This is a genomic window from Halobacteriovorax sp. XZX-3, assembly GCF_043196495.1.
Taxonomy (GTDB): domain Bacteria; phylum Bdellovibrionota; class Bacteriovoracia; order Bacteriovoracales; family Bacteriovoracaceae; genus Halobacteriovorax_A.
Genome location: NZ_JBEBMO010000001.1, coordinates 116,463 through 142,729 on the forward strand (window position 1 = coordinate 116,463; position 26,267 = coordinate 142,729).

A 26,267-nucleotide genomic window follows, 5' to 3' on the forward strand; every position below is an offset into this window, starting at 1 on the left:
GAAATAAAAAGGCCTCGCTATGCGAGGCTTTTTTATTATAATTTATAGTTCAATAATAGGTTTCCATTCAAGCCAATCTTTATCGGCTTTTTTATGAATTCTAAAATAATCTTTTTTACGCTGTGAAAACTTCTCTGGGGTTGCAAACTCAACTCCACCCGATAAAAGCGTTTCTAGTGATTGTGTGCTGATCTTTGCGCCTGAAAATAATCCGAATTCAACATCAACTCCACTTACATTCCAAAACTTTGTCTCTTCTTTCAAAAGTCTGTGGTATGGAGAATTCACAAAGATGTCTGCGATAACATTCTTAGCGCGTGTATTAAGTCTTACGTCTGTAATAACTCCCACTTGAATGCCACGATAATAAACACCTTGGCCTTTTGCTAGAGAGTTTCGACGATCACTATAAAGGCTGAGTCTTTGTCCATATTTATTATGAACTTCTTTGAGTGGAGCTTGTTTCAAGGCCTTAAATCTATCAGTTTCTTTACTCTTTCTATATCTTGAGCGACTGATATCAACAGCTATATAATTTCCTGTAAGTGCATCTAGTGACTCAATCCCACTAAGAGAAATTTTTGGTTTAACTTCCCAAAACTGTGCACCTTTAACTACAACTTTTTCAAACTCTTTCTTTATATTGGCCTGTACTGTTAGTGTTGATTTATTACGATCAACTTTTGAGCCTGTCACATAACCAATAATGATACTTCTAAATTTAATAGGTGTTTTAATCTTTGAAACAGCACTTCCCAGTGGGAACTCTATTGAAATTTCTTTACCTGGAATTGTTTCTTCGTACGATGAGTAGAGCTTATAGCTCTTTTCGAAGTTTTCTTTTAAGATTGTTTCATCATCACTTTCAAAATTAACAAATGAAATTCCTCCTCTTACAAGAGAAGCTAAAGATTCAGTTCTAACTTTTACTCCAGCAAGTGAAGCATCAACACTTATTCCGCTAACATTGTAAAACCTAGATGTTGAGTGAACAAGATTTTGGTAACGATCTTCAATGAAAACAGTAATATCAACACCATCTCTTTCCATATCCAGATCATAGCCTGTTACTTCACCAACTTGAATCTTGTTATAGTAAATAGGTGAGCCTATTGAGATAGGGCCAAGTTTGTCGGCGTTTAGCTTGATATAGATACCATCTTTTCTAAGACTTCTTGGTGTTTCATTTAGGGCATCAAATTTTCTAATGAACTTGCCTTTAGCTGGATGCATGTTGATAAATTTACCACTAATAATTGTGCTTAAGCCTGAGATACCTGAAAGATTAACAGTTGGGCTTACTAGCCAGAACTTTGTATCCTTTGAAAGATACTCACGCATGCGTGGATTCATCTCAACATGAACGGCAACACTTGTAAGGTTTTCATTTAGTTCCGTATCTTTTACACGTCCTACAATTGTTCCTTTATAGATAATTGTCGTTTTACCTGGAATGATCCCATCAGCATTTCTGAAGTTGATTGTGATATATGAGCCACGGGCCATTAAGTTTGTATACAAAAGCCAGATTCCAATAGAAACCGCAGCAACAGGAAAAAACCATATTGGATTTATTCCTTTTTTGTTAACAACTTGAGGTTTTGCATTACTCATATCTTTCCTTATCATCCCAGATTAATCTAGTGTCCACTTCGTTTGAGGCCAGGATGGTTAGTATTACAACTGCTGTAAAGTAGAGCACTGCGGGCTCTGCCTTTATTTGAGAAATGAATTCAACATTAACAAGAATAACGAGTAGGGCGATGACAAAGATATCAAGCATAGACCATTTTCCAACGATATGAACAACTCGATATAACTTTGTTAACTTCTTCTTTTTTCTCTCATCTAAAGTATTTATATTATCAATGATATACCAAAGTGAAATGATTTTAAATATTGGGACAATTATACTTGCCGCAAAAACAATCATGGCAATGGGATACATTTTTAAATTGATTAAGTTTATGACACCACCAAGAATTGTTCTTGGTGTACCTCTGTTAAATGTAAGAACGGTCATCATGGGAAGTAGATTCGCTGGAATATAAAGCGCGATGGCCGCAATTAAATAGGCCTTACAACGTGAGATCCCATCATAGTTTCGAAGCTCTATCTTGGCACCACATCGTGTACACGTAAGAATTGAATTAACTTTTTTACACTTCGGGCACAGGGCCTTTTGATGATCAATTCCTCTCATAAAGCCTCTTCCATAATTCATCAAAATGAGTAACCGATTGAAGTAGAATGTTATTAACCATGAGGAGGATTAAGCTCAGAGTCCCAATTGTGAGCTCAACATCTGAGCGGTCGACCATTTTGGATACGGTAACAATAATCCCCATAAAGTAAACATCAACCATAGACCACTCATGTGAAGGTGCAAGGTACTTCAAAAGAGGCCTACCAATATTTCGATTAATAAATTTGTTTTTAAAAATTATTGATAAATATACAAGCAGTCTAAAAAGTGGAATAAGGATAGCGAAGAGAACCACGGAGATTGCTATTGGCCAATAAGCTTTAGTGGCAAATGCGAAGACTGACTGATAAGTCGATGTTTCTAAATTACTACCTGCCATATGAATTTTTAATACTGGTAGAAAGAATGCCGGATAAAATAAGAGAAGGCCTGAGATTGTAAGAACTCTTACCATGCGAATCGTGCTATCTCCGCGGTAAAGAGTGTAGCCACAACAGTGGCAAACGGCCTTTTGTCTCGGGGCGATTAATTCAAATTCATAAAGTTCATCACAGTCAGGACAGAGGATTAATTTTGAATTATCCTTTAGCGTTTCCTCATCAATTGGAAGAGACGTTTTGTCTGTGTCGTCTAGAATTATGGCCATACTAATATTAGGCCATAAATTACTGATATTTTTAAGAGAGCAAACCTTGCACTATGGACTAAAAGGCCTTGTGAGAATCAATTAACTTACCATCGAGGTAGTGTTGGCATGAGCCATCTGTGCGAAGTTCAATATAGCCATGAATAAGCTTTGGCGGCTCATCCGATTCTTCATTACCTGACTCATCTAAGCTGGCATCAGTACTTCCTAGTGCTGCAGCACGGACACCTGCAGTCATGGCCGTGGCATTATCATAGAGGTTTTCGATGGTTTTAGAGTCGTAAAAGCTTAGAGTTCTCTTCTTTTCACCACCACCAAGTTGTGGATACATAATTGATTCAACAGATTTTGAATTAGTATGTTTTAATCCAATAAGGTGACCTAGCTCGTGTAGGATGACTGAAGGCATGTCGTAAAACGAATTGGCCGTTTCTGTATTATCGAAAGTAAACCAGTAGTCACGAAGATTAACGATAATATCACCGTGAACCATTCGAAGGTAATCACCTTTGTGTTCAGCAAAGTATGAAGTAATGGCCAGAACGCCATAGCCAACTTCTGGGTACCAGTCTTGAGTGATATAGATTCCGACTTCGCCGTCATAGAAGTCATTTAGATTTGAAGAAGGTGTGCGAGAAGCCGCTTGCCCATGGCCAAGAACAAAGTAGTCTCTCTTTGAGTCTGCATCATTCCATGCCTTTTGCATCTCTTCCATTAGATCATACTCTAGGTAATCGCCATCATCTTCGGCCGCTAGAGGCAGACTATCTGATCCACCATCCAGCTCATTTATAATATTGAAGTCATTGTGAACTTTTACTGTTAAAGGCAGGGCAGAGGCATTCCAACGAAGGGGTAATGCTGCTAGGGATGGGCCTTTTTCTGGCTCAGCAACACACGAGATTGTAGCGGTACAAAAACACGCTAATAGAAAAGTTGATTTTAAAAAATTCATCCCAAACCTTTACCAAAAATAAAAGAGCGAAACGCTCGGATATGTGCTGGTAAGCACTATTTTAATAGATATCGGTCTGTGGGAATTTAAATTTAGAAAAAATGAAGAAACGGGGAGCATAACTCCCCGTAATCACAAATATTATTTATAGATATTCTTTAGATGTGATAACTGCTGATTATTTCTGTGACTTCGCGTGATCGGCCAGAAATTGTGCCAGTCCTTTTTCAGTCAGTGGGTGAGCGAAAAGTGACTTGATTACACCAAATGGCATTGTTGCGACGTCTGCACCTACCATTGAGCAGTGCTTAACGTGATCAGCGTGGCGAACTGAAGCAGCTAGTACTTCTGTTTCAAATCCATAGATATCATACATATGGCGAATTTCTTGGATAAGAGTCATTCCATCTGCACCGATATCATCTAGTCTTCCGATGAATGGAGAAATATAAGTTGCACCATTTTTAGCTGCTAGTAATGCTTGGTTTGAGCTAAAGCATAGAGTTACGTTTGTTTTGATTCCGTTCTCACTGAACCATTTACATGCAGCAATTCCATCTTCAGTTAGGGGAAGTTTAATGACGATATTGCTGTGAATTTTAGCAAGCTCGCTTCCTTCCTTAATCATACCTTCTTTGTCAGTTGCAATAACTTCAGCTGAAATAGGCCCGTCGATAATTTCACAAATATCTTTGATAACATCAACTTGTGAGCGTCCTGTTTTAGCAATGATTGATGGGTTAGTTGTTACACCATCAATGATGCCCCATTTTGCTGCTTCTTTGATTTCGTTAATATCACCTGTATCGATAAAAAATTGCATTCTTTGCTCCTAAGGGAAATATAAAAATTAACTAGTGAAATTTATCATGGGCAGGGGTAATGGACAAGTTTTCTGCCTCTTTTAGTAAAGACGTTTTGCGCTATAATGAACATATGAGATTAATACTTCTAGTATTTTCATTGATTATTGCCCAAGCTCAGGTCGTGGCCAACGCTGATGGTTTTATCATCAAAAAAGATGATGTTCGCAATAAGAATATAAAAAAGGACTATAACGCCTACGAAAATTATATTAACGATCATGGCTTTGATACTTTCTATGATCCAAGTGTCGATTATTCAAAATTTTCAGGACGTGTGACAGATAAGGATCCATCTTCAACAGTTTTTAAAATTCAGGTCGAGTCTCGAAATGTTAAATTTCTAAAACCATCTGATACAGTCTTTTTTAATGTTGCAAGAAATATGGATAATGATCGCTGTAAAGGACATGTGCGCTCTAGTGAAGATAAGTATATAACAATCTATGCTAAAGACCTTGAAGACTGTTGGGGTGAAAACTCGACTTTAAGAAGAGGTACGATTCTTGTTTTTGAAAGCAAGATGCTCTCGGCCCGAATCAAGGAAGCATCACGCTATCGCTTGTCTCTACTTGCTAAAAAGAGAGATTTTACATTTCAGTTGAATGACGTGAATAAATTTGTCTGGGGATTTTCTCAAAAGCAAGTTGAAGTAGCGGCCGATTATGATAAGCAAATTCTTGAGCTTCAAAGAAAGAAAGACGAGGCCTTAAATTTACTACTTTCAAAAAAGAACGATCAAGTTCGTCTGCAGGCTGAACTCATTTATAAATTGGATAAACTTGATCAAGACCTTAACTTTTACCGCGTTGAAAAAGATGAGCTCTACACTGATCGCTGGCATCTTGATAAGGATGCAGGCCTGCCTGTTTATGACAGACCAGTTCCAATTAAAAACTCTTATTAATATTTTAGATTAATTTATCTTCATTCATTGCCAATTCAATAAATTGGTCGTTGTAGAAGTGCTTATCCATATGTTCTTTATATGGCCTTAGAGAATATGCTGGCGAAACTCCTAACCATTCCTTCATTGTTGTCTCATTAACTCCATTATGAAGCCAAGTGAAAATACAAGACTGACGAAGTGATTTAGGTGTTATTTGAATCATCAGTTGGCTGCGCCACTCTTCGAATAAGAGCTCCATTCCACGTGCGGAAAGCCCTCCTGAGAGGATTTTGTGTGCATTGGCATTAAAGAGTAAGTGAGGGAAGTTATGTCCCTGCTCTTTTTTAACTTTCTCTAAGAGCTCAACATATTCATAAAATAGTCGTCCAAATATAGCTGGAAAAGTAACAGTATAAGGATCACGCTTTTCATGGGTGATAACTGCTTTTATTTCATCTCTAAAAGAGAAACTAGAAACTTTAATTTTTGAAAGCTCGCTTACTTTAAGACCACCAAGGTAGATGGCACTAAAGATAATCCCATTTCGCTTGGCCTTTAGTCTTTCTAGGTCATTCTTGGCCGTACGCTGATCATTTAAGATTGTATGCCACAAGCTTTTAATGTGGGAGAATGTCGCAGGTCTGGGAATATCTAAAAACTTTGGTGAAGTTGGAATCTTTCTAACAGGATTCGCGTTAAAAATACCTTCTTCAACTAAGTGATCAAAAAAGATTCTTAGTGCCTGTACTCGACGGCGACGAGAGTTATCTGAGTTATACTTGGCCTCTAGAAATTTACCGTATTCAAGAATCTCAAGGATTGAGTATTGTTCAATACTGGTTTGCTTTGCACTTTCTGTAACATATTGGTTAAAACAGGCCAAGTCTGTTCGATAATTCTTAATTGTGTTTAGGCTTCGGCCCTTGGCCTCTATCTTCTTGAAGAAGGCTTTTTGCCACTTTTCTAACTTGTTTTTATTGGCTGTAGTGATTTCCATATCCATCCTTAAACTACGTATATTACTGAATATATTAACGAACCTGTTATTATTTCACAAGAAGAAGCTTAGGCTTGCTTTTGGTGGGATAAAGCATTATAAATGGCCTTAACAATTTAATATTAGGTGATTTATGCTCGAGACGACCTCACTCGCCCCGCAAGGGAAGAGTAATCCATTTGCCCATGCATTTTATGTGCACACGATTGCAAATTTTAAGCAATCTGGTGACGCTAATGCTACTGGTGCATCTGAGCAAAATCACAAATTCTTAATCGATACATTCCTTAAATATTCAAATATTGAAGAGAAGCTTCTAGCTACATTCAATTTAAATTTTACAGACAACGCACTTCTTATGCGTGCTTTTACGCATAGTTCATATGCTCACGAGGCCAAAGTAAAAGTGAAAAGCTATGAAAGACTTGAGTTCTATGGTGACTCTGTTTTAGGTGCTTTTGTTACTAAGAACCTCTTTTTAAATTTCGAAAATATGAATGAGGGGCAACTCTCTAAGCTTCGTAGTGCTCTTGTTAATGAGGAGAGTCTAAGTGCTCTTTCGAACTTTCTTGGTCTATCAAATTTTCTGATTGTTGGAAAAGGTGAGCTAGATGAGGAAGTGAACAGTGGGATTCTTTGTGATCTTTTTGAATCTCTTCTGGGAGCGATCGCAATTGATCAAGGTGTTGATCGTGCCGATCAGTATTTAAATACATTACTATCAATGTATGAAAAAGAAGTTGGTGAGAAGTTTTTTTGTGAAAAGAAGCTTTTGGACTTTGATCCTAAGACAAAGCTTCAAGAAGAAACACTAGCGCGTTTTAAATGTTTACCAGAGTATCGCGCCACGAAGATTGAGCAAGAATTTAAAATTGAGCTCTATGTAAATGAGCAATATATCTGTGAGTTAATCTCTCATAGCAAGAAGAATGGAACAAAAGAAATTGCAAAAAAATGCTTAAAAGATAATTTATTAGATCGACTTTAATAGGTTTAATTTGACGGAGAAATTATGTTATTAGAAAATCAACACCCAGACAACAAATCACTTATGGCAGCAATCGTTGGAGCTCCAAACGTAGGAAAAAGTTCACTTGTAAACTACTTACTAGGAATGGATTTATCAATTGTAACAAGCAAGCCTCAAACAACTCGTAATAAATTTCACGCAGTATTTACAGTTGATCATACTGAAGTTGTTTTAGTAGACACTCCAGGTCTACACAAAGCAAGTCAAGAACTTAACAAAAGAATTAATCAACAAGCAGTAGAAGGTGTTGATGGTGTTGATGTAAACCTTCTTCTAATTGATTTAACAAAGGATATCCTTGGCCAAATTAAAGACTTTAAAGAATATATTGGTGGTAAAGAGTTATCAAAAACTTGGTTAGTATTCACGAAATCTGATCGTGTTGAAAATGCTGAAGCTCTTCCACTTGATAAAGTTTTTGAGCAAGCAAAAGAAGTTATTCCAGCACTTGAGAAGTTTTTCTGCATTTCAACTAAGTCAGGGGATAATGTTCACTTACTAACAGCTGCTCTTTGTGATGACGCACAACCAGGATCACACCTTTACTTAGATGGTGCAATTTCAAATAAGTCACAAAGATTCTTCGCAACAGAATATATCCGTGAGCAAGCTTTTGAATTATTAAAAGATGAGCTTCCATATGAGATGGCCGTAGTAATTGATGAGTACAAAGACTTTAAAGATAAGACAGGGGAATTTGCTGCTCACATTTCGGCTTCAATTCTAGTTAACCGTCCTTCTCAACGTGCAATCGTTGTTGGATCTAAAGGTACAATGATTAAAGAGATCGGTATGCGTGCTCGTAAGAAAATTGCTGCAATGACTGACGGGACAGTTCACTTAAACCTACACGTTAAAGTTTCTCCAAAATGGTTTAAGAATAACTTCGTACTTGAAGAGCTTGGTCTTCCAAGAGCAACAAACTCTGCACGTGTTTGGAAGAAAAAATAATTTAATTTTAAGAAAATAGGACTTTAATATGCAAAAACGATCAATGATCATTTCATTAATTGGGCGACCGAATGTTGGAAAGAGTTCCGTATTCAACCGATTAATGAAGAAACAATTTAAGGCCATTACGCATGATATGCCAGGTGTTACTCGTGATCGTCACTATGGAATTACAACTTTTAGTGATGCCGATGAGGATCGCCCATTAGATGCTATTCTTGTTGATACTGGAGGGTTTTACCCAACACAAGTTGATGAACAAGGTAAGAATGAGCAAGAGATTAATGCTAATAAATTCTTTAATATCATGACGGATCACGCACATCAGGCAATCGAGGAATCAGATCTGGTTCTTTTTGTTGTTGATGTTAGAGAAGGCGTACTTCCATTTGATAAAACGATTGCTAATTTCATTAGAAAACAAAAAAAGAAAATGTGGCTTATCGTTAATAAGTTTGATTCAAGCGCTCAAGATGGTGATGAGTATGCTTTCTATGAGCTTGGTGTAAATAATGACGAAATGTTTGTCACTTCTGCGGCCCATGGCCTTGGAATGGAGAACCTTCGTGAGAATATTCACCGTGAAATGATGGCATTTTCTGAATCTAATAATGTAATGAATGTTTCAGCACTTCAACGTGGTGTTACTCCACGTGAAAACGTTGTTGCCAAACTTGCTCTTATTGGTGCTCCTAATGCTGGTAAATCAACTCTTCTAAATCAGCTTCTTGGAAGTGAGCGTGCGCTTGTTTCTGATATTGCTGGAACAACAGTTGATCCAATTGATGGCTACTTTGATCTTTTCCTTGGGGAAGATGCAAGGAAGCTTGATGAAGCAAAGGCATTCTTTAAAAACGATAACCTTCTACGTTCTCAGTATGAAGATTTTAAAAAGAATAATCCTGATCTTTATAATGAGCTGATTTCATCATATGACCTTGAAGAAGAGATTGAGACTGAGCTTGACGAGTTCGAACTTGAAGGGCTTGAAGATGTTATGCTTGAGCAAGACGAAGAACTTGATGAAACTTCTGCGACTCGTATGGAAGCACAAGTCTTCGGTGATGATGTTGAAGCTGAATCTTCTGAAGAGGCAAGTGAAGGCGAAGCCGAAGCGTTATATGAAGCAGAGGTCGAAGGCAGCCACTGGCGCTCAATCCACATCGTGGACACTGCGGGAATTAGAAAGCAAAAGAAGATTGATGACTTTGTTGAGTCTCAGTCTGTATATCGCTCCCTAAGAAGTATTGCAGATAGTGATGTGTGTATCTATATGATTGATGCTGTAAAAGGTGTTTCACACCAAGACAAGCGTCTTCTAGATATCGCAATCGAAAAAGGTGCTTCTGTAATTGTATGTCTTAATAAAGTTGATCTTATGGGGGATACTTTCAAGGATCAAGAAGCACGTAAAGAGTGGCTTTTAAATATTCGCGATAAAATGCCTTGGCTTAACTACTGCGATATTATTCCTATATCGGCAAAGCACAAAAGAGGACTTAAGCGTCTTAAAAAGATTCTTGCAAAGACAATCTTCATTAGAAGACAGTCAATTGCAACTGGTGCTCTAAACCGTTTTGTTTTTGAGTTAATTGAACGACACCCAATTATTCTTAAAGGTTCACGTGGTAAGAGATTCCGTGTTAAGTACGCATCTCAAATTAAGGCAGATCCACCAACTTTCTTATTCTACACGAATAAGTCTAAGGGGATTCCTGAGAACTACCGTCGTTATCTTAAGAATGGTCTACGTGGAGCTTTCCCACTTGATAACACACCAATTCACCTGATCTTTAGAACAGGGACGGATTTACAAAACCGCATGAAAAAAGTTTCAAAATAAAACCAAGGCCCTCGATTGAGGGCCTTTTTCATTTAATAAATTCTTAATTATTCTCTAGATTTGACTTTACTTGCAATTACTCGAACGGCTTGCCGATAAGTGAAGGTATGAGTAGTGATTTTCCTTTCTCTCTATTTAGAAAACTTCCTGTAATGAATACGAGCGCTAATAAGTATAGCTTTGGCCATGTTGTCATTATTGGTGGAAATCTTGGTTATGCTGGTGCTGCCAGGCTTGCTGCTGAAGGGGCGCTTCGTTCAGGTGCCGGGATGGTCAGTGTTTTAACACGAAAAGCAAGTGTATCAGGTATCATTTCAGCTCGACCAGAAATCATGGTACGTGGAATTGATGCTAATGATAGAGGACTAGCTCATGCTAGCGCAATTTTGGAAAAGGCATCGTCTGTTGTTCTTGGCCCTGGTCTTGGGCGAGATGAATGGGGCAAATTTATGTGGGATCATTTTTGTCATCTTAATCTAAAAAAAGTTGTTGATGCGGATGCTCTTTGGTTCTTATCTCAGGCACAAAGTACTATGAAGCTTGTTAATTCTATTATTACTCCTCATGAAGGAGAGGCAGCAAGACTACTTAATGTACCGAGAGAAGAAATTTCAAAGCATAGACTTTCAAGTGTAAAAAAAATAATGAAGTTTTCAAATGTATGTGTACTAAAAGGTCATGATTCCTTAGTCTCCTCACAAAATGAAGTATATGTTAATAAAACAGGAAATCCCGTTTTAGCAATGGCCGGAACAGGGGATATCTTGGCCGGTATAATAGGTAGCTTTATAGCGCAGGGACTTAGTCTTGAAGAAGCAGCTTGTCTTGGTGTCTGGGTACATGGCCGTGCTGCCGATATATTATATGAAAGTGAAGAAGGAATAAGGGGAAGTGTGGCCAGTGACCTCTTCCCCTATATTAGAAAAGTTATGCTTTAACTGAGTACTTCCCACCGTTTGAAAAGAAAATTGCAATGTATACTACTGCATACATCAGTGCTAGCTCTTTTGCTCCAAAAGGATCTGCTCCGTGTACAACGAACGCCGCAATAATCATTGTGAATGCAGAAATAGCTGCAAACCAACGCGTCTTAAATCCTACAATAATGAAGACCTGGCAGAATACTTCTGCAAAAACTGTTGCTGTTAGTGAAAATGGAATCCCTAGTCCAATTGGGTCAGGGAATTTTGTTAGTAGTGTTGTGAAGTTAGCAAGCTTGCCCCAGCCATGAGCTAAAAGCATGATTAGAGCTGTTGAAACTCTGAGTACAAGCCAACCTAAATCTGAGTTTAATCTGTTCATTTAACTGTCCTTGTTATACGTTATTTTGTGTTCTATTTTTTTCTCAACTCGCTAAAGCTCGTTGAGATTAATGTTGCTACGTCATTGCAGACCACTGCGCACGCACCGCTCAAAATGGTGCATATTAAGTTTGCGCTTTGCAATCATCAACTCGCTAAAGCTCGTTGAGATTAATGTTACTACGTCATTTCAGACGACTGCGCACGCACCGCTCAAAATGGTGCATATTAAGTTTGCGCTTTGCAATCATCAACTCGCTAAAGCTCGTTGAGATTAATGTTACTACGTCATTTCAGACAACTGCGCACGCACCGCTCAAAATGATTATTAATCATTTTGCAGCGGATGCGCTACCAATTCCAAACATATCCAACCATCAGCGTGAATGCAAAACCAGTCAGATCACTCACGCCTGGACCACCCTTCGTTGCTGGGGCATATTTGATTGTACGTACATCTTGAAGAGCAACTGAGTGAACAAGTGCCTCAACATTTACGTATGATTCTTTTATTTTAATTGGGAATTCAAGTCCTCCACCAAGAGCGATACCGACCCCTCCGTAAGAGTCTTCAACTTCACCGTCTTGATTTGAGATTTTTTCCTGCTCATACCAATATTCAAATCGAGCTGTTAAGTAAGGATTTGAATAAGTGATGGCGGTTCCTAAATTTGATGTATCAATATAATAGCGGTAACCAAAATAAAATCTAAGCATTGAGATATCAACAGAAGTTGGAAACTGCTGGATCCCCTGAGTTGGATACGTCAGTGTAATATTGTGTTTTGAATAAGCAAAACCTATATTCCAGGCCGATTGAAAATCAGAAAAATATTGGATTGTTAAACCAAAAGTAGGAGGAAGGTCTTCATATAACATTCCACGGTTTCCTGTCCAAGTTGTAAAACCGATTGCCATTGAGAAAGAGAAGAAGCGCCCATATTTATAATAGCGTTCGTCTTCATAAATTTGAGATTCTTCAAGGTCTTCATTGAAATCAGAGAAGATATCTCCACCAATATTTAGGTCATCATCAGCACCGACCATTCCCTCTTGGGCAAGAGATAGGCCTTGCAGGCAAAAAAGTGTGATGAAGAAAATAATTTTATTTTTAAACATTAAATTGTCCGTATTTTATAGGTAGAAGTGAAAACCTGCTGTGATAAAGTGTTCACCCATTGTTGTCACTTCAAACTCGTCGATATTCTCAAAGCGAATACCAAATTCTGCACTAAGGCCAATGCTATCCACTCCCTGAAACGAAAACTCTGTTCCAAAGCCTAGGTCTCCTTGAAAACCTGAGTCTGAATCTTGTCCCGGTGTTTTGTTATTCAAGAGAACAGCTGCACCAACAGCATAGAAAGTTAAGTATGGTTCATCAAAGATATTGCGGTAGAGGCGCACACCACCGTGCCAGCCACCATTTTCCGCCGTATTTACACCAAAAATCGCGCCATATGCGAACGTTGTACTGCGTTGAACTTTAATCGACAACGATGGGATATCATTGTTAACTGTATTAGAGAAACCAATCCCCAGACGTCCAACACGCTCTAGAGCGAAAGTGTTTAGTGAGATAATAAAAGCTGCTATTACTAGTGAAATCCTTTTCATGGTGCGTAATTTTCCTTTTTCCTAATTATGAGTAAATATATTTTAACAATACTCATGTATTTTTGACAACTTTCAATGTTCTTTATTAAAATGATAAAAATTTTTAACCAGAGGGTAATGGATGACAACACAGGTAGCGCCAAATGAAGGCCTTAATTCTGAATTAAATTCAACTGAGCTTGGAGCGTTTATCGCTCAAAACAAAGCTTTATTTCTAGGACTGATTCTATTAGTTGTAGCTGCTATTGGTGGATACGGAATCTTTTCTTACACAAAAGCACAAACAAATGAAAAGGCCGCAACTGCTTTTTATCAATTTGAGCAAGGGTCATTAAAGAAATATCAAGAAGGTGGACTTGATGCGAGTGCAATGAGTGCAGAACTTGGGCTGCTTCTAAATGACTTTGCAGGTACTTCGGCTTCTTTCGCAACTAGCTTACTTGCTGTTGATTACCTTACAAATAAAGGTGAAAACAAGATTGCATTTGAAATTCTTACGAAGATGCAGCCGGTAAACTCTCTACAGTCTTACTTTGTAAACTTAAGAAAGGCCGTAGTTCAAGAAGACTTAAATGATATTGATGGTGCAATTGCTTCATTAACTGAACTTAAGAATAATGAAAATAACCTAACAATGGGACGTGTAGAGTTAGACTTAGGACGTATGTACTTTCTTAAAAATGATATGGCACAGGCCAAAGCTCATTTTGAAAAAGTTCTTACATTAACTACTCAAAACGTCTACAAATCACTAGCGAAGAGCTATTTAGCAAAAATTAAGTAATTCTATGATAAAAATTCTAACGGCCACAACAGTGGCCATTCTTCTTACTTCTTGTTCAACACTAAATGGTGTTAAGACTAAAATTTCTGCTGATAAGCTAGAAAAAAAGCCGCTAACACTTGCTTGGGCAAAGAATTTAGAGCCAAGATATGAAAGTGGAAATCTTCCAATTTCATTAGCATCTCCCTTAATCCATGATGGACAGTTATTTGCAGCTGATGGCCGTGGCCACTTTAATGCATATAATGTTGAATCAGGTAGACTCCTTTGGACTTTAAATATTAAAGGACAAATGACAAGTGCACCTATTGTTTACGAGAATCTTTTGATTTTTGGAGACAATACAGGCCGTGTTTATGCTTACGATCTAAACAAAGGTGAGTTGGCATACGAGTTTGACTTAGACGCAGGTGTTGACTCAACTCCAATTGTTCATAACGGAAGACTCTTTATCCATACAAGAAATCATAAGCTATTTAATATTGATGCCTATACTGGGAGAGTCATTTGGTCTTATAAAAGATCAGTTCCTTACTACTCAACAGTACAAAGAACATCGACTGCTTTAATTTCTGGTAACAAGGTTTATGCAGGCTTTGCTGACGGCTACTTCATTTGTTTCTCACTAGAAGAAGGACAAGTTCTTTGGGAAAGACGTATGAGTACTGGACAGAAATTTGTTGATGTCGATATGAGGCCAACAATCTTTAATTCCAAGATTATTGTAGGATCTGTTGACGATAAAATGGAAGTTATTGATCAGAAATCTGGTGTTCTTTTTAAGAAGCTAGGTTTTCAGTCTAATCGTAAAGGCGTTCTAATTGATGGTGGAAAGCTTTCTGCTTTCGGTAGTGTTAATGGTGAAGTCGTTTATATCGATTCAACTTTTAATGAAGTTAAAAGAGTTAAGGTTGATGATGTTGCAATCTCTTCTCTAGCTGCTTGGAAAGATGGACTTGTTGTAACGACAGTTGGAAAAACTGTATACTATATCGATTCTCGTGGGCAAATTTCTCAACGATTTGATCTAGGATCTGCTTATTCAGCAGTATTTGGAAATATGACACAGGACGAAGATTTTATCGCATTTATTTCATCGCGATTTCGTCTGTACACCTTCAAATAAATCCAAGACATAAACTCTAAAAATTACCTTGTGCGTGTTATTTCGACAATGTTATTATTTGCTCGTTATAACACACACAAGTTTCTAATTTCAGGGGAGAGTAATGGATTTAACATTCAAATCAAATGGTATTCTAAGTCGTGGTAAAGGTCTTACTTTTGACGATGTTTTATTAGTTCCGAGATATTCTGAAATCTCTTCTCGAAGACATACTGATTTAAAAACAAAAATTACTAAGAATCATACTATTGATATTCCAATTATTGCGGCCAATATGGACACAATTACTGGGCCAGAGATGGCCATGGAAATTGCTCGTCTTGGTGGTGTTGGAATTCTTCATCGCTTTATGTCACCTGAACAACAAGTTGAGGATGTGAAAGCGATCCAAAAATATTTTAAGGAACACTCGATTACTCTACCTATTGCTGCTTCTGTTGGTGTTAAGGAAGAGGGGATGAAAAGAGCAGATCTTTTAGCTGCACTTGGTGTTGAAATTCTTACCGTTGATATCGCTCATGGTGACTCTATTATGATGATGGAGGTTCTTGAGTATATTAAAAAGAACTATCCTCAAATTGACGTTATCGCTGGTAACGTTGCGACTCCAGATGGTGTTAAACGCATGATTGATAAGGGTGCAGATGCTGTAAAGGTTGGTATTGGACCAGGAAGTATGTGTACAACAAGAATCATCACAGGACATGGTGTTCCTCAGTTAACAGCTGTTGCAATGTGTGTTGCTGAGGCCCAAAAAGCGGGAATACCTGTTATTGCCGATGGTGGACTTAAGAACTCAGGTGACATGGTAAAGGCCCTTTGCGCTGGAGCTAGCTCATGTATGGCCGGATCTCTCTTATCTGGTGCACTTGAAACTCCAGGTGAAGTTAAGGGTGGTATGAAAGAATATCGTGGGATGGCGTCTAAGGCCGCTCAAGTTTCATGGCGTGGAGAGCTTCCTAAAGGCATGGCCGCAGAAGGTGTTGATACAATGATTCCTTGTAAGGGACCAGTTGAAAATATTATCAATGAATTAACTGGTGGTATTCGATCTGGAATGACTTACCTAGGTGTTGATAAACTTGCAAACATGAGTGAAGCAGCACTATTTATGGAAATGTCTTCATCTGGTATGGCCGAAAGTAAACCACACGGTAAACACTAATAAATTTTAAAAAGACGATAAGGTCATCGATTATGGAAAATACTATTCTTGACGATTTATTAAGTTATCCAAAACTTATTAAAAGAATTGAAGAAAGTGATAACCCTGAACAAACTAAGAAGAAGGTTGTTGCTAACTTTAATGAAATGCGAGCAGATTATTCTCCATCTTACCTAAAGTCGATGGCCAAGTTTTTCGATGCAACTCTTCCTCGTTTATACGATGGGGTGAGTTTCAATGAAAATGGAACCGACCTTAAGGCACTCTTAGAAGAGGCCAGTGTTGTTCTAGTTCCAAATCACCAATCTCACGCTGACTACATTGCTATCAATTATAAATTCTTTAAAGAATATAAACGAATGCTCTATGTTGCTGGTGGTGATAACTTAAATATTTTCCCAATTGGAAAGATTTTTAGAAAGTCAGGTTGCTTCTTCATTAGAAGAAGTTTTCAAAACGACATTCTCTACAAGTTCACAATGGAAGCGTATCTCTTTGCGTTGTTAAAGCGTAAGGAGCCCATCGAATTCTTCTTTGAAGGTGGAAGAACAAGATCTGGAAAACTTAGACCTCCAAAGTATGGGCTATATCAAATGCTACTTGAGGCCCACTCGCATCTTCCAGATGCGAAAGAAAAAGGTCTTGCCTTCGTTCCTGTAAGTATCGCACATGAATATGTACCGGAACAAAAAGCATTAGCTAAAGAGATGATGGGTGGCAAGAAGGTTAAGGAATCAACAGGGCAACTTTTTGGTCTTTTTAAACTTATGGCCTATCAGTTTGGAAAAATTCATATCTCTCTTGGAAAACCACAATATGCACATAAACTTGATGATGAGCATGAAAACAAAGTTAACGTGAGAGAGCTTGCTTTCAAGTGTTTCAGAAGTGTTGGTGACCAAATGGTAATCACACCAACGAATCTCTTGGTTTTAATCTTACTTGATGAGCCAAGTGGTGCCTTAAAGTGGAATGATATTATTTTAAAAGCACAAGCTATTTTAGAATATTGTAAGCGTTATGATATTCCTTTTACGGAAGGTCTAAAGGCAAATAAATTAGAAGATTCTATAGGTCGCGCTATGGATATTCTTATTGGTAATAATAAAGTTGATGTTATTGGACAAAGTGAAGGAACATCTCTTTTTTATGCGATTAAAAAGAATTGTCGCGGCGAACTTTTATTCTTTAAAAATACGATTGTTCATCATTTCATCATTCCTTGGACGATTTCACTAGCGTGGTTTAATGTCTTCAGCGGCGAAATTGATAATGTTGATGATCTTAAAGCATTCTTTGTTAAACAACGAGATATGCTTAAGATGGAATTCTATCTTCCAACTGTCAAAGAATACTATGCAAAGACATTACGCATTTTAAGTAACGCCGTTGGCAGAGATATTACAAATCTTCAAGATGCCATCGAATTCACAAATAAAGACCTATATGAAGTTGCTTCAAAGCTTAGCCTTTTTGCTCGAAGCCTAACTTATATTAACGAAGCTTATTTTGTATCAGCACTAACACTTGAGAGTTTTCAAAAAGATGGTGTGGATCACTTTAAGTCGGCAGACTATATGAAGCGTTTTGTTGAAGTATTTAAGGCCGAAATTCAAAGTCAGCGCATTATCCGCTTTGCGGAAAGTCAGAATGTTGAGCTTATGAAAACTGCTCTGACTTATTTTGAGCAAATTGGTGTTCTTGGTTACGAAGATAATTCTTATGTAATTGCTGATAGAACAAAACTTGATGATTTTATTGAATCAACAGAAAAGACATTGAAAGACCAACTAAAATTAAATTTTAAAGTTGTCTAAATAGGAGATCTTTTGCATTTAGAGCTATCTAAGAGAGAAAAAGAAATAAAGAAGGTTTTAATTATTACTTTCTTTTTAAATTTAATTGTCGCTCTAATTAAGATTCTTGCTGGAATCGAGTTTAATTTTATATCTCTACGTTCTTCAGGTATTGAATCTATCTTTGATGGAACTTCAAATCTCCTAGGCATCGTGACTATAGCACTTGCTTCAAAACCACGAGATCGCAGACATAACTATGGCCACCATAAATTTGAAAATATTGGGGCATTAATCATTGCTTTCATGCTTTTTGGCTCTGCAATTAAATTAGGGCTTGATTACCATGATCTTATTCTTGGTACACAAACTAAGTACGGACAATTCGGACTTGTTCCTGTTTTATCAATTCTTATTTCAATGGCAATGAGTTTTGGAGTTTCGACCTACGAAGGTAGAAAAGGGCGTGAGCTTAATTCTCAAATATTAACTGCAGATAGTAATCACACCTTTGGCGATATGATTATCAGCTTTGGTGTTCTCATATCAATTATTGCTGCATATTTTAAAATTTACATTATTGACTATATTGTCGGTGGATTGATTATTTTATATTTGATTTACCTTGGTATTCAAATAACTTTAGAAAATTTAAATGACCTTTTAGATGTAGCTCCTATATTAAAAGATAAGTACATTTCTTCACTTGAGGATATTAAATATGTTCGAGATATTCACAATTTTCGAGCACGTGGAAATTCTACGTGGATGCAAATTGATTTTCACTTGTTACTCGAACCTGACTTATCACTGAGTCAGGCCCATGATATAGCTCACACAGTAGAAGATCGACTTAGGTTGATGCTAAAGGATTATTGTCGCGATATCGATATACTGATCCACATGGAGCCAGATGATGAAGGTCATAAGGATTAGAAGATGAGAAATAAAATAAACAAGAGAAAAGTTGGAAATATTAGACTTGCAATCGGTCCGTGGGAAGAAGATTTTACGAAATTATTTTCATCTGCTGCAAAGCTGATGGCACTAATTGTTCATGGACAGCTGATTCATTTCAAAAGTGACGAGATCTTTGTTTTTGCTGATAAAGAGCTTAAAAACTTTCGTGTTGGTGTTCCAATGATAGGTAATCTTAAGGATAAATACCTAGAAAGCTTTGATCTTCACTCTGGTGAAGTTGAGAGTACTGAGTTTGGTATCGAAAAACTAAAGGAATTCGAAAGAATTAAGAATTTATATACTGATCTTTGCTTATCTGAAGAGTATTTTATAAGAATTACGTCTCACGGCGGGCAATATCTGTCATTTTATGAGAAATATCTCATTCAATAATGTATACTGTGGGTATATTTTTTGTTATGTTTGCAATCCTAATAGCTAGATATTAGAATTGAAATTATTGAAAATAACTAATTCGCTAATAATTGGTTTATTTCCGGAGGTGATTTATTAGCAACAATTTTAAAGGTGGAAGGGTTAAAAAAGAAAGAGGCCCAAGAATTAACGAGCAAATTAGAATTTCTGAATGTCGATTAATGAGTGATGAAGAGCAGTACGGAGTTGTATCAATTGATAGAGCACGTGAGATTGCGGAAGAACTTGGTGTCGACTTAATTGAGATTGCTCCAACAGCTAAACCACCAGTTGTAAAGCTAATGGACTACGGAAAGTATAAATATGCTCTTCAAAAGAAAGCTGCAGAAGCTAAGAAGAAGCAGGCCAAGGTTCAGCTAAAAGAAATTCAACTTCGTCCAAATATTGAAGCACACGATCTTGAGACTAAACTTAAGAGAGCCTATAAGTTCTTAGAGGGTGGTGACAAGGTTAAATTTGTTATGCAATTTAGAGGTCGTGAAATGGCCTATAAGGACATGGGAAAAGAGAAATTTGAAGCGATTCTTAATGGCGTATGCGAAGAAGCTGATGGAGTTATTGAGTCTCCAATTAAGATGATGGGTAATAGAATTATCACAATCGTCGCTCCAGGAAAGAAAAAATAATAATTCTTTTATAAGTGCCTGATATTACTTCAGGCACATTCCATTTATTCTGTCTAAGTACCCGATATTTTTTCACTTATTTTAAATAATCCTTTGCATTAATAGCTTGAAGCTGTTAAAAATATGCACTTATAGTTTTGTTGTATTTTGTTGAATTCTCAACTTGCTTTCGAGTGAGTAAAATTCAAGGAGTAAAAAATGCCAAAAATGAAGACTAGAAGAGCTGTTGCTAAAAGATTTAAGCCAGTAGGTAACGGTAAGTTCAAAAGAAAAAGAGCTAACCTAAGACACATTCTTGAAAAGAAGCCAACTGATGCGAAGAAGAGAGCAGGTAAAACTGACTACGTACACGCTTCAGATGTTGCTCGTGTAAAGAGATGTCTACCTTACGCTTAATTAGCGCAAGCGATTCAAAAAAAAGATTGAGTTGGTCGAAACTTTAAATCGACAAAATTGTTTTTTTAACCTGATTTTTGGGAAAGAACGAAAGAACCATTAGCTTGGTCCCCAAACGTCAAAAAAATGGAGTAAATTATGTCTAGAGTTAGAAGAGGTTTTAAAGCAAGAGCGAGAAGAAATAAAGTCTTAAAACTAGCAAAAGGGTTTCACTTTTCTAGAAGACAAAAGTACTATCACGCTTCTGAAACAGTAAAAAGAGCATTACACTACAGATACATCGGTAGAAGACTTCTTAAAAGAGATATGAGAAGACTTTGGATCGTACGTATTTCTGCAGCTGCTAAGCTTCTTGGTACTTCTTATTCAAAGTTCATGGGACAGCTTAAGAAGAACAATGTTGAAATCAACAGAAAGATGCTTGCTGAAATCGCTGCAAGAGATTTCGACGGATTCAAAGCAATCTACGAATCAACAAAATAATTCATTAAACTATTTGATTTAATAAAACACAAACAAAACTATATAGTGCTTGGGCCTCATTTTTGAGGCCTTTGTCTTTTTGCGGCATCTGCAGGAGCAGATGAAGCATAAAGTCCAGGGAGTCCCAGGATGGGACGAGTCGGAAACAGGCCTCGCATACTCACTTAACTCTATCCTTTCATGAATTTAACTTTCACTTTCCTCGTATGAGGAGCATCTCTGAATTCACAAAGATAAATTCCAGACCATCGGCCAATATCAAGTTCACCATTTTCAATAATCATTGTAAGGGAAGTTTGCATAAGAATTGACTTCATGTGAGAAGGTGAGTCATCAGGCCCTTCAGCTGTATGAGTGATAAAAGAGAGGCTTCTTGGGGCCAGATGCTTGAGGAAGTTTTCCATATCAACTTTTGCACTTGGGTCAAAAGCCTCGTTTATACATAGCGCAGCACTAGTGTGTTGTATTTGACACACTAGGATACCATCTTCATCACTAGGGTTGAGTTCTTCTAAGCATTGTCGCATCTGGGCCGTTATGTCGTAAAAGCCTTCACCTGATGTGTTTACTATCTGCGTTTTTATAGGCATCATTAAACTCCTAACATTTTAAATATTTAGCAGTTTATATATTATGACATTATTTTCAACGCTTCTAAAGCAATTAAGCATTAAAGATTTTTTCGACATGGGCATTGTCGCCCTGATGATCTATCAGGTTCTAAAGATCGTAAAAGGGACAAGGGCCATTCAGGTATTACTTGGTATGGTTTTTCTCGCTATCCTCTATACTCTTGGGATTAAGTACAATCTCTACACGGTAAATTGGATCCTTGAGCACTTCTTTGATTATATCTTCATTATTTTCATCGTTATCTTTCAAGACCAGCTTCGTGCTGCTCTTGCAACAGTTGGTACGGGAAGAAAGATGTTTAACTTCTTTGATCGCTCTCCTGTTAACTATGACATCGAAGAGGTAATTAAGAGTGTAACGGCCCTTTCTAAAGAGAGAACAGGTGCTCTTCTTGTCATTGAAAGAAAAAACGGTCTACAAAACTATATCGATACTGGAACAATTATCGATGCAACGATTCATTCAGACTTAATCTATTCTATCTTCCAAACAATTTCGCCTCTTCATGATGGTGCCATTATTTTAAGAGATGGAAAACTTCTGGCCGCAGGTTGTTTCTTGCCATTATCTAAGAATATTGAAATTGATCGCCACTTCGGAACTCGCCACCGTGCAGCTCTTGGTGTTTCAGAAGTATCAGATGCCATTGTTATAATTGTAAGTGAAGAAACCGGAAAGATTAAACTGTGTATTAATGGCCAGTTCTTCTATTCTCATAACGAGAATGAGCTACGTATGATGCTTAAGAAGGCGTGGGCAGGCAAGAGACTTGATCTACAATCTCAAATCGTAGGGCAGGTATAAGATGTTAAAGAAAATTAAAAGCAATAATTTATTTGAATTAATTCAAAATCAGCTACTAACTCTACTGAGTATTATTCTTGCAATTTTTCTTTGGTTCTATGTTGTAAACTCGGAGCCAATTACAACTGAAAGAATCTATAACCTAGAAGTACTTCCAGCAACAAGTATGGATGTTACTTCAGTGTCTGCTCACGAAATTCATGTGACATTAAAGGGAGCTCGTGCATTCCTAAAAGACTTTCATGGCGATGATCACTTGAAGCTTCAAGTTGACCTTAAGAAAATGAAAGTTAATCGCACAACGAAACAAGTAAAATATTCGATTAGCGAAACGGATTTAATTGTTCCTTTTGGTGTTGAGGTTGTGGATATTAAGCCAAAGCATATAGCCATCAAGCTAGATAAATTAATTTATAAGAATGTTCCTATTAAGGTAAATTACATGAATAACTTACCTAAGGAATTAAAGCTCATTTCTTCATCTCTTAGTCGCAATCAAGTTAAGATTGAGGGAGCACGTGATATCATGAGAAATGTGGGGCAGGTGAAAACACGCCTAATTGATCTATCGGAGTTATCTGGTCAGGGGGAAGTTCCGATTCAACTTGAAGATCTTCCAGAGTTTCTTCGTTACGGTGAGAATGACACTCTTTCGTTTAAGTATGATATTAGGCCACAAAAAGCTAATCTCACGTTAAAGAATATCCCAATTTTATTTATTGCGCCTAATATGAAATTTCGTTCTCGCATAAGAAAGGTCTCTTTAGATGTACTAACTACTGGTAGAGATGATATAAAGGCAAGCGAAGTTAAGGTTTATGCAGAAATTCCTTCTGATATGGGAAGAAGTGCAGATATTCGTCTAAGGGCCGAGCTTCCTGAGGACGTTCATTTATTAAAAATTCATCCAGAAATAATTAAAGTGAGTAGATAATGACTGAAAGAAAACTATTTGGAACTGATGGAATTAGAGGTAAAGCAAATATTTATCCAATGGTTCCTGAAATTGCGACAGCACTTGGACGTGCAGTAACTTTCTATTTTCAAAAAAAGAATAAGAATAAGAAAACACCTCTAATTATCGTTGGTAAAGATACAAGACTAAGCTGTTATATGATTGAGCAAGCTTTTTCGGCAGGTGTACTATCTCAAGGTGGACGAGTGATTTTTACTGGACCTCTTCCAACTCCTGGTGTTGCTTTTGTGACAACTTCTATGCGAGCGGATGCTGGTGTTATGATTTCAGCTTCACATAATGATTACGATGATAATGGTATTAAGTTATTTGATGCCCACGGATTCAAGCTTCCAGATGAAGTTGAATTAGAGCTTGAAGAGTTAGTTCTTAATCCTAAACTTATTCCACCAAAAGTTGGTGCCGAAATCGGTCGTGCAAAAAGACTTGAAGGTGTTGAAGGCCGCTACGTTGTTCACGTTAAGTCAGCAATTGATGAAGAGTGTGACCTAAGTGGTATGCGTGTGGTTGTGGATTGTGCAAATGGTGCTAGCTATAAAGTTGCTCCTCTTGTCATGAGTGAATTAGGTGCAGAAGTTTTTCCATTAGGTGTAAATCCAAATGGCCAAAATATTAATTTAAATTGTGGAAGCTTACACCCTGCTCTTGCAAGTCAAGAAGTAGTAAAGCTTCGTGCAGATATGGGCTTTTGTCTTGATGGTGATGCTGATCGTATTCAAGTAATAGATAAAGACGGTGGACTTATTAAAGGTGATAAGCTGATTGGAATTTTTGCGAAGCTTTTACTTGAGCAAGGTAAGCTTAAAAAAGGTGACACTGTTGTTGGAACGATTATGTCTAACCTTGGGCTTGAGAACTACCTTAAGAAGTTAGGTCTTAAATTTCATCGTACAGCAGTTGGTGATCGCTATATTATGGAGTATATGAGAAGTGAAAATGCTCTTCTTGGTGGTGAACCATCTGGGCATATTATTTTTCTAGAGCATGCAACTACTGGAGACGGGACTCTTGCAGCTCTTAAGTCAATTGAGGCCACTTATTTCTTTAAGAAATCAATTAATGAACTGTCTCAAGAAGTAGAATTATATCCACAAGTTTTAAAGAACGTATCTGTTTCTCAAAAGAAGAAGGTTGAAGAAATGCCTACATTTGCGGCAGAACTTAAGGCCTGTGAAGAAGAATTAGGTGAAGAAGGACGTGTGATTTTCCGATACTCAGGAACTGAACCTCTAGCACGTGTTATGGTTGAAGGACGTTGTGAAGATAAGATCAATACAGTTTGTGATCGTCTTGTGAGCGCTCTTAAAAAGGAAATTGCATAATGACTGATAAAATGATTCCAAGACTTGGTGTAAATATTGACCACGTAGCAACTCTTAGACAACAAAGAGATGAAGGCTACCCAAGTGTTGCAAACGCCGCTCAAGATGTTTTAATGGCCGGTGCTGATCAAATTACTATTCACTTACGTGAAGACAGAAGACATATTCAAGATACGGACTTAACAAGTGTTATGGCCGTAACAAAGCGTTTTGAAAAACCATTAAATCTTGAAATTGGCTGTGCTAAAGAGATTGTTGAAATTGCAGCTGATTTTAAACCAGATTGGATCTGTCTTGTTCCAGAAAAAAGAGAAGAGAAGACAACAGAAGGTGGACTAGATCTTTCTGCAGCTAATTTTGATAAAGTATCACAAACTATGTCATACCTAAGAGAGCATTCTCCAAAAACAAAAATCTCTCTTTTTGTTGAAGCCTCGACAGATGTAATGAAGAAGGCCATCGAATTAAAAGCAGATGCTGTTGAAATTCATACGGGAGCTTATGCTATCGACTTCCTAAAAGAAGGAGATCTTAATCCTCATCTTAATAACTATGTTGATTGTTTTAAAGTTCTAGAGGGGACAGGTGTTGCTTTCCATGCTGGCCACGGATTAACAATGGAGAGTGTAAGACCTCTTCTTGAGCAAGGTCTTTTTGCTGAATATAATATTGGTCACTGGATTGTGTCTCAAGCTGTATTTAGTGGAATCTCTAATGTTACTAGAGATATGTTAAATTTGTTTAGAAACCATCCAGTTAAGTAAGGTATGGTTTGCCTTTGATTGCTAATTGATTTTTATCGTGGAAAATAAATATCTAAGCAATTAATTCTAAGGAGCACCTGTTGTTTGACTATCAAGATGTTAGGCATTGGAAAAAAGTATACCAAAGTGATATTTCAAATATTATTGTCGAACTAAAAGAGTCGTTAAATGAGCCATCTGTTGTGATTTTAGATGGAGCAGTTGGCGCGGGAAAGACAACATTCACTAACGTCTTCTTAGGTGAAGACAAGTCAGGTTCTCCAACATATTCCCTTATCAATGATTGCGGCGATGTTGTCCATGCAGACTTCTATCGTCTTGATTCGCCAGAAGAGATCATTCATCTTGAACTTGCAATGTACCTCGATGAGAAAAAATACTTTCTTGTTGAGTGGGGCAAGGACTATATCAGAGATATTTACCGTGAACTTTCTGATGACTTCAATTATTTTCAACTAAGCATTGAGGCCAATGACAAGAAAGATGATGAAGAAAGTGCATCTCGTAATTATTTTTTAAAGAAAATTATTTTTTAACATCTTCTAACAAGTGGGCAGAAATAACCGATTAACTCTGTTTGGCATATCTTGTCATTGCGGTTGAATAATTCCCTAACATATAGATATTATTGATATTGTGTGCTCCAGCATTGTCTCCAGTAAAGAAAAAATATTTTTTTATAATAATTGATTAAATCAAGTT

General features: G+C 37.2%; 29 protein-coding genes. 19 read left to right on the plus strand and 10 right to left on the minus strand.

Annotated elements, in window-relative coordinates; all coding sequences use genetic code 11:
* Window positions 1-42 precede the first annotated feature (42 nt).
* From ABMA70_RS00565 to fsa, 5 genes are all read right to left on the minus strand, one after another.
* Window positions 43-1,614, minus strand: a complete 1,572-nt coding sequence (locus tag ABMA70_RS00565; RefSeq protein ID WP_392992157.1) for an intermembrane transport protein PqiB — start codon at window positions 1,612-1,614, stop codon at window positions 43-45.
* Window positions 1,607-2,203: a paraquat-inducible protein A gene (locus tag ABMA70_RS00570; protein ID WP_392992155.1), complete on the minus strand. Its 597-nt coding sequence runs from the start codon at window positions 2,201-2,203 to the stop codon at window positions 1,607-1,609. The genes ABMA70_RS00565 and ABMA70_RS00570 overlap by 8 nt, the downstream gene beginning before the upstream one ends.
* On the minus strand, window positions 2,190-2,852 hold the full coding sequence (locus ABMA70_RS00575) for a paraquat-inducible protein A (protein WP_103217054.1): 663 nt from the start codon (window positions 2,850-2,852) through the stop codon (window positions 2,190-2,192). Before ABMA70_RS00575 ends, ABMA70_RS00570 begins: the two co-directional genes overlap by 14 nt.
* Window positions 2,853-2,910: 58 nt before the next feature.
* Window positions 2,911-3,807, minus strand: coding sequence for a matrixin family metalloprotease (locus ABMA70_RS00580; RefSeq protein ID WP_392992153.1), 897 nt, complete (start codon window positions 3,805-3,807; stop codon window positions 2,911-2,913).
* Window positions 3,808-3,985: 178 nt separating this feature from the next.
* Window positions 3,986-4,630, minus strand: a complete 645-nt coding sequence (gene fsa, locus ABMA70_RS00585; RefSeq protein ID WP_103217056.1) for a fructose-6-phosphate aldolase — start codon at window positions 4,628-4,630, stop codon at window positions 3,986-3,988.
* A gap of 113 nt (window positions 4,631-4,743) precedes the next feature.
* Between fsa and ABMA70_RS00590 the strand changes: the two genes are divergently transcribed.
* Complete coding sequence (locus ABMA70_RS00590; RefSeq protein ID WP_392992151.1) at window positions 4,744-5,577, plus strand: hypothetical protein; 834 nt, start codon at window positions 4,744-4,746, stop codon at window positions 5,575-5,577.
* A gap of 4 nt (window positions 5,578-5,581) precedes the next feature.
* Here the strand turns inward: ABMA70_RS00590 and ABMA70_RS00595 are convergent, their stop codons facing one another.
* Entirely contained in the window at window positions 5,582-6,556 is a 975-nt protein-coding gene (locus ABMA70_RS00595) for a tyrosine-type recombinase/integrase (protein WP_392992150.1), read from the minus strand.
* A gap of 133 nt (window positions 6,557-6,689) precedes the next feature.
* Between ABMA70_RS00595 and rnc the strand changes: the two genes are divergently transcribed.
* The 4 genes from rnc to ABMA70_RS00615 all read left to right on the plus strand — a co-directional run bounded on the left by rnc (window position 6,690) and on the right by ABMA70_RS00615 (window position 11,318).
* Window positions 6,690-7,544, plus strand: a complete 855-nt coding sequence (gene rnc, locus ABMA70_RS00600; RefSeq protein WP_392992148.1) for a ribonuclease III — start codon at window positions 6,690-6,692, stop codon at window positions 7,542-7,544.
* A gap of 24 nt (window positions 7,545-7,568) precedes the next feature.
* Complete coding sequence (gene era, locus ABMA70_RS00605) at window positions 7,569-8,537, plus strand: GTPase Era (RefSeq protein ID WP_392992147.1); 969 nt, start codon at window positions 7,569-7,571, stop codon at window positions 8,535-8,537.
* Window positions 8,538-8,565: 28 nt separating this feature from the next.
* A complete protein-coding gene (locus ABMA70_RS00610) occupies window positions 8,566-10,380 on the plus strand; it encodes a GTPase (RefSeq protein ID WP_392992145.1) in 1,815 nt (604 codons plus the stop codon).
* A gap of 107 nt (window positions 10,381-10,487) precedes the next feature.
* Complete coding sequence (locus ABMA70_RS00615) at window positions 10,488-11,318, plus strand: NAD(P)H-hydrate dehydratase (RefSeq protein WP_392992143.1); 831 nt, start codon at window positions 10,488-10,490, stop codon at window positions 11,316-11,318.
* Here ABMA70_RS00615 and ABMA70_RS00620 read toward each other — a convergent pair.
* The 3 genes from ABMA70_RS00620 to ABMA70_RS00630 form a co-directional block, all read right to left on the minus strand.
* Complete coding sequence (locus ABMA70_RS00620) at window positions 11,308-11,682, minus strand: DoxX family protein (protein ID WP_392992141.1); 375 nt, start codon at window positions 11,680-11,682, stop codon at window positions 11,308-11,310. The two genes, ABMA70_RS00615 and ABMA70_RS00620, sit on opposite strands and share 11 nt — an antisense overlap.
* 350 nt (window positions 11,683-12,032) lie before the next feature.
* Window positions 12,033-12,800, minus strand: coding sequence for a hypothetical protein (locus tag ABMA70_RS00625; RefSeq protein ID WP_103217063.1), 768 nt, complete (start codon window positions 12,798-12,800; stop codon window positions 12,033-12,035).
* Window positions 12,801-12,815: 15 nt separating this feature from the next.
* Window positions 12,816-13,295 (minus strand): hypothetical protein, encoded by a 480-nt coding sequence (locus ABMA70_RS00630; RefSeq protein ID WP_103217064.1) that lies wholly within the window; start codon window positions 13,293-13,295, stop codon window positions 12,816-12,818.
* Between the two features lie 121 nt (window positions 13,296-13,416).
* Between ABMA70_RS00630 and ABMA70_RS00635 the strand changes: the two genes are divergently transcribed.
* The 9 genes from ABMA70_RS00635 (at window position 13,417) to rplT (ending at window position 21,066) form a co-directional block, all read left to right on the plus strand.
* A complete protein-coding gene (locus ABMA70_RS00635) occupies window positions 13,417-14,079 on the plus strand; it encodes a YfgM family protein (protein ID WP_392992139.1) in 663 nt (220 codons plus the stop codon).
* Window positions 14,080-14,083: 4 nt separating this feature from the next.
* Window positions 14,084-15,205 carry a PQQ-binding-like beta-propeller repeat protein gene (locus tag ABMA70_RS00640; protein ID WP_392992137.1) on the plus strand — a complete coding sequence of 374 codons (1,122 nt, stop codon included), beginning with the start codon at window positions 14,084-14,086 and terminating at the stop codon, window positions 15,203-15,205.
* Between the two features lie 103 nt (window positions 15,206-15,308).
* A complete protein-coding gene (locus ABMA70_RS00645; RefSeq protein WP_392992136.1) occupies window positions 15,309-16,370 on the plus strand; it encodes a guanosine monophosphate reductase in 1,062 nt (353 codons plus the stop codon).
* A 32-nt stretch (window positions 16,371-16,402) separates the two neighbouring features.
* Window positions 16,403-18,187: a glycerol-3-phosphate acyltransferase gene (locus tag ABMA70_RS00650; protein ID WP_103217068.1), complete on the plus strand. Its 1,785-nt coding sequence runs from the start codon at window positions 16,403-16,405 to the stop codon at window positions 18,185-18,187.
* Window positions 18,188-18,199: 12 nt separating this feature from the next.
* On the plus strand, window positions 18,200-19,102 hold the full coding sequence (locus ABMA70_RS00655; RefSeq protein WP_392992134.1) for a cation diffusion facilitator family transporter: 903 nt from the start codon (window positions 18,200-18,202) through the stop codon (window positions 19,100-19,102).
* A gap of 3 nt (window positions 19,103-19,105) precedes the next feature.
* On the plus strand, window positions 19,106-19,519 hold the full coding sequence (locus ABMA70_RS00660) for a hypothetical protein (RefSeq protein WP_103217070.1): 414 nt from the start codon (window positions 19,106-19,108) through the stop codon (window positions 19,517-19,519).
* Window positions 19,520-19,635: 116 nt separating this feature from the next.
* Complete coding sequence (gene infC, locus ABMA70_RS00665) at window positions 19,636-20,187, plus strand: translation initiation factor IF-3 (protein WP_103217071.1); 552 nt, start codon at window positions 19,636-19,638, stop codon at window positions 20,185-20,187.
* 198 nt (window positions 20,188-20,385) lie between these two features.
* Complete coding sequence (gene rpmI / locus ABMA70_RS00670; RefSeq protein ID WP_021267185.1) at window positions 20,386-20,583, plus strand: 50S ribosomal protein L35; 198 nt, start codon at window positions 20,386-20,388, stop codon at window positions 20,581-20,583.
* Between the two features lie 138 nt (window positions 20,584-20,721).
* On the plus strand, window positions 20,722-21,066 hold the full coding sequence (gene rplT, locus ABMA70_RS00675) for a 50S ribosomal protein L20 (protein ID WP_103217072.1): 345 nt from the start codon (window positions 20,722-20,724) through the stop codon (window positions 21,064-21,066).
* Window positions 21,067-21,236: 170 nt separating this feature from the next.
* On the opposite strand, the gene ABMA70_RS00680 is transcribed toward rplT, so the two are convergent.
* The gene (locus ABMA70_RS00680) at window positions 21,237-21,656 is read right to left on the minus strand and encodes a secondary thiamine-phosphate synthase enzyme YjbQ (protein ID WP_393022082.1); all 420 of its coding nucleotides are present in this window, start codon (window positions 21,654-21,656) and stop codon (window positions 21,237-21,239) included.
* 43 nt (window positions 21,657-21,699) lie between these two features.
* Here ABMA70_RS00680 and cdaA point away from each other — a divergent pair, with 43 nt between their 5' ends.
* From cdaA to ABMA70_RS00705, 5 genes are all read left to right on the plus strand, one after another.
* Window positions 21,700-22,503 (plus strand): diadenylate cyclase CdaA, encoded by an 804-nt coding sequence (gene cdaA / locus ABMA70_RS00685; RefSeq protein WP_103217074.1) that lies wholly within the window; start codon window positions 21,700-21,702, stop codon window positions 22,501-22,503.
* 1 nt (window position 22,504) lies between these two features.
* A complete protein-coding gene (locus ABMA70_RS00690; protein ID WP_103217075.1) occupies window positions 22,505-23,437 on the plus strand; it encodes a YbbR-like domain-containing protein in 933 nt (310 codons plus the stop codon).
* Entirely contained in the window at window positions 23,437-24,801 is a 1,365-nt protein-coding gene (gene glmM / locus ABMA70_RS00695; RefSeq protein WP_103217076.1) for a phosphoglucosamine mutase, read from the plus strand. Before ABMA70_RS00690 ends, glmM begins: the two co-directional genes overlap by 1 nt.
* Window positions 24,801-25,565, plus strand: coding sequence for a pyridoxine 5'-phosphate synthase (locus tag ABMA70_RS00700; RefSeq protein WP_103217077.1), 765 nt, complete (start codon window positions 24,801-24,803; stop codon window positions 25,563-25,565). The genes glmM and ABMA70_RS00700 overlap by 1 nt, the downstream gene beginning before the upstream one ends.
* 80 nt (window positions 25,566-25,645) lie before the next feature.
* Window positions 25,646-26,101: a tRNA (adenosine(37)-N6)-threonylcarbamoyltransferase complex ATPase subunit type 1 TsaE gene (locus ABMA70_RS00705; protein WP_158246807.1), complete on the plus strand. Its 456-nt coding sequence runs from the start codon at window positions 25,646-25,648 to the stop codon at window positions 26,099-26,101.
* Window positions 26,102-26,267: the final 166 nt, after the last annotated feature.

Excerpts from the sequence above, each read along its gene's own strand:
- ABMA70_RS00565 (WP_392992157.1), bottom strand. The coding sequence starts at position 1,614 with ATGAGTAATGCAAAACCTCAAGTTGTTAACAAAAAAGGAATAAATCCA.
- ABMA70_RS00570 (WP_392992155.1), bottom strand. The coding sequence starts at position 2,203 with ATGAGAGGAATTGATCATCAAAAGGCCCTGTGCCCGAAGTGTAAAAAA.
- ABMA70_RS00575 (WP_103217054.1), bottom strand. The coding sequence starts at position 2,852 with ATGGCCATAATTCTAGACGACACAGACAAAACGTCTCTTCCAATTGAT.
- ABMA70_RS00580 (WP_392992153.1), bottom strand. The coding sequence starts at position 3,807 with ATGAATTTTTTAAAATCAACTTTTCTATTAGCGTGTTTTTGTACCGCT.
- fsa (WP_103217056.1), bottom strand. The coding sequence starts at position 4,630 with ATGCAATTTTTTATCGATACAGGTGATATTAACGAAATCAAAGAAGCA.
- ABMA70_RS00590 (WP_392992151.1), top strand. The coding sequence starts at position 4,744 with ATGAGATTAATACTTCTAGTATTTTCATTGATTATTGCCCAAGCTCAG.
- ABMA70_RS00595 (WP_392992150.1), bottom strand. The coding sequence starts at position 6,556 with ATGGAAATCACTACAGCCAATAAAAACAAGTTAGAAAAGTGGCAAAAA.
- rnc (WP_392992148.1), top strand. The coding sequence starts at position 6,690 with ATGCTCGAGACGACCTCACTCGCCCCGCAAGGGAAGAGTAATCCATTT.
- era (WP_392992147.1), top strand. The coding sequence starts at position 7,569 with ATGTTATTAGAAAATCAACACCCAGACAACAAATCACTTATGGCAGCA.
- ABMA70_RS00610 (WP_392992145.1), top strand. The coding sequence starts at position 8,566 with ATGCAAAAACGATCAATGATCATTTCATTAATTGGGCGACCGAATGTT.
- ABMA70_RS00615 (WP_392992143.1), top strand. The coding sequence starts at position 10,488 with ATGAGTAGTGATTTTCCTTTCTCTCTATTTAGAAAACTTCCTGTAATG.
- ABMA70_RS00620 (WP_392992141.1), bottom strand. The coding sequence starts at position 11,682 with ATGAACAGATTAAACTCAGATTTAGGTTGGCTTGTACTCAGAGTTTCA.
- ABMA70_RS00625 (WP_103217063.1), bottom strand. The coding sequence starts at position 12,800 with ATGTTTAAAAATAAAATTATTTTCTTCATCACACTTTTTTGCCTGCAA.
- ABMA70_RS00630 (WP_103217064.1), bottom strand. The coding sequence starts at position 13,295 with ATGAAAAGGATTTCACTAGTAATAGCAGCTTTTATTATCTCACTAAAC.
- ABMA70_RS00635 (WP_392992139.1), top strand. The coding sequence starts at position 13,417 with ATGACAACACAGGTAGCGCCAAATGAAGGCCTTAATTCTGAATTAAAT.
- ABMA70_RS00640 (WP_392992137.1), top strand. The coding sequence starts at position 14,084 with ATGATAAAAATTCTAACGGCCACAACAGTGGCCATTCTTCTTACTTCT.
- ABMA70_RS00645 (WP_392992136.1), top strand. The coding sequence starts at position 15,309 with ATGGATTTAACATTCAAATCAAATGGTATTCTAAGTCGTGGTAAAGGT.
- ABMA70_RS00650 (WP_103217068.1), top strand. The coding sequence starts at position 16,403 with ATGGAAAATACTATTCTTGACGATTTATTAAGTTATCCAAAACTTATT.
- ABMA70_RS00660 (WP_103217070.1), top strand. The coding sequence starts at position 19,106 with ATGAGAAATAAAATAAACAAGAGAAAAGTTGGAAATATTAGACTTGCA.
- rpmI (WP_021267185.1), top strand. The coding sequence starts at position 20,386 with ATGCCAAAAATGAAGACTAGAAGAGCTGTTGCTAAAAGATTTAAGCCA.
- rplT (WP_103217072.1), top strand. The coding sequence starts at position 20,722 with ATGTCTAGAGTTAGAAGAGGTTTTAAAGCAAGAGCGAGAAGAAATAAA.
- ABMA70_RS00680 (WP_393022082.1), bottom strand. The coding sequence starts at position 21,656 with ATGCCTATAAAAACGCAGATAGTAAACACATCAGGTGAAGGCTTTTAC.
- cdaA (WP_103217074.1), top strand. The coding sequence starts at position 21,700 with ATGACATTATTTTCAACGCTTCTAAAGCAATTAAGCATTAAAGATTTT.
- ABMA70_RS00690 (WP_103217075.1), top strand. The coding sequence starts at position 22,505 with ATGTTAAAGAAAATTAAAAGCAATAATTTATTTGAATTAATTCAAAAT.
- glmM (WP_103217076.1), top strand. The coding sequence starts at position 23,437 with ATGACTGAAAGAAAACTATTTGGAACTGATGGAATTAGAGGTAAAGCA.
- ABMA70_RS00700 (WP_103217077.1), top strand. The coding sequence starts at position 24,801 with ATGACTGATAAAATGATTCCAAGACTTGGTGTAAATATTGACCACGTA.